The sequence below is a fragment of the Cellulomonas algicola genome (assembly GCF_003851725.1).
GTDB lineage: Bacteria > Actinomycetota > Actinomycetes > Actinomycetales > Cellulomonadaceae > Cellulomonas > Cellulomonas algicola.
Genome location: NZ_BHYL01000303.1, coordinates 1 through 1,512, shown reverse-complemented (window position 1 = coordinate 1,512; position 1,512 = coordinate 1). Strand labels below are relative to the sequence as shown.

Annotated in this window: 1 protein-coding gene and 1 pseudogene; both read left to right on the top strand. The window is 69.6% G+C overall.

The window, feature by feature from the left end:
- The first annotated feature begins 266 nt into the window (after positions 1–266).
- A complete protein-coding gene (locus CTKZ_RS17075; protein WP_225917085.1) occupies positions 267–881 on the top strand; it encodes a DUF6318 family protein in 615 nt (204 codons plus the stop codon).
- Positions 882–1,300: 419 nt separating this feature from the next.
- Positions 1,301–1,512: pseudogene (locus CTKZ_RS22085) on the top strand (hypothetical protein); the annotation flags it as partial.

Sequence of the window (1,512 nt, the reverse complement as noted above, 5' to 3'; positions counted from 1 at the left end):
CGCTCACCACCGAGTGGTCGGGTCACTACCGGATCGCGGGCGACGACACCTGGTACCCGGTGACCGGCACGGCCCAGACGTCGACGACGAGCGCACCCTTCGAGGTCGTCGAGCGCAGATCCCGCCTCGTCGACGACCTCTGCACCGACTTCCCCAAGCCCGACGACTGTTAGGTCGGCAACGCCCTGACGACAACGCGGCCTGGTTCGTCCACAGATTCGAGCCGACCACACCGCGACCTGTCCGGTTTCGGTAGTTTCGCGCCCATGCTTCGACGACGAACTGCGCAGGGGGCGTTCGCCATCGCACTGCTCACCGGCGTTCCGTCCGTCGCCTCGTGCACGACGGTCGCCCCGTCCGGTGGCGGCGCGACTGTGTCCTCGAGTCCGACTGGCTCGCCCGCAGCATCCGCGAGCCAGTCGGCGCCGCCCGGTCCGGACGCGCCCCCGGAGCGCGATCCGGCGATGGACACGCCGAGCGCTGACGGCGCTGCAGCACTGGCCGAGTACTTCGTGGGCGTGTACGAGTACGCCTACACCAGCGGCGACACGGCTGAGCTCGACCGCCTGTCGAGCGACTCCTGCAGCTTCTGCCATTCGGCGATCAGCGACATCAACCAGAGCCACGCCGCTGGCGAGACCGAGGAGGGCGGAGGGGCTGTCGTCGAGTACGCCGACGGCGCCGAGGCCTCCCCGTCCGAGTGGTACACCGCGACCTTGCGCGTCAAGCAGCTCGCGTCGACGCGCCGCTCAGCGACGGGTGAGGTCGTCGTGCAGGATCCGGAGAGCAAGTTCGACCTCTACTTTGCGATCAGCTGGGTCGACGGCTGGCAAGTAGACGCGGTCGACGTCATGGAGCCCGGCAGTCTCACGCCGTCATGATGAAGCGACTCGGCGTCGTCGCTGTCGCACTCGCGGCAGCCGCAATCCTTGCGGGCACGTCGCCCTCCGAGCCCGGCCGGGACTTCCAGCACCACGGCGGTACGTCCGACTCACGTGAAGCCATCGATCTGGCGAGCCAACGCGCGGCCGCGGCCGCTGCCCGAGCCAGGGGCGTCGCGGCCGCTCAGCCTGGTCGCCATCCGGAGTATCAGAGGGCGGCCGCGTGTCGGGAGGCCGCCGGCAGGTGGGTGAAGGGCAGCGAGGACGGTTCGTGTCCTGCTGGAATCGACGAAGCCCTGACCGTCGACTGCGGCGGCGAGGCGTACCAACTACCCCTGTGGCGCCGGATCCCGATCGGTCCGGTGGGCTGGAGCCCCTGGCAGCAGATCGACGCCGGTGGATGCGGCGACCTTCGGCCCGTGTTCACCGTCGAGGACTTTCGGCGGCTGCCGTTGGCGCCGCCCGTGCTGATCCTGCAGCCGGACCGGGGGTGGGTGCTGGTCAACAAGGAGACGATCGTCCGGACGGAGCGCGTCGAGCAGACGCTCCAGACGAACCTCGCCGGGTACGACGTCGAGGTCGTCGCGAGCCCTGAGCGGTTCCACTACGACTTCGGCGACGGCACCGACCT

What these genes read in the sequence shown, in the direction of transcription:
- CTKZ_RS17075 (WP_225917085.1), top strand. Translation starts at nt 267, where the DNA reads ATGCTTCGACGACGAACTGCGCAGGGGGCGTTCGCCATCGCACTGCTC.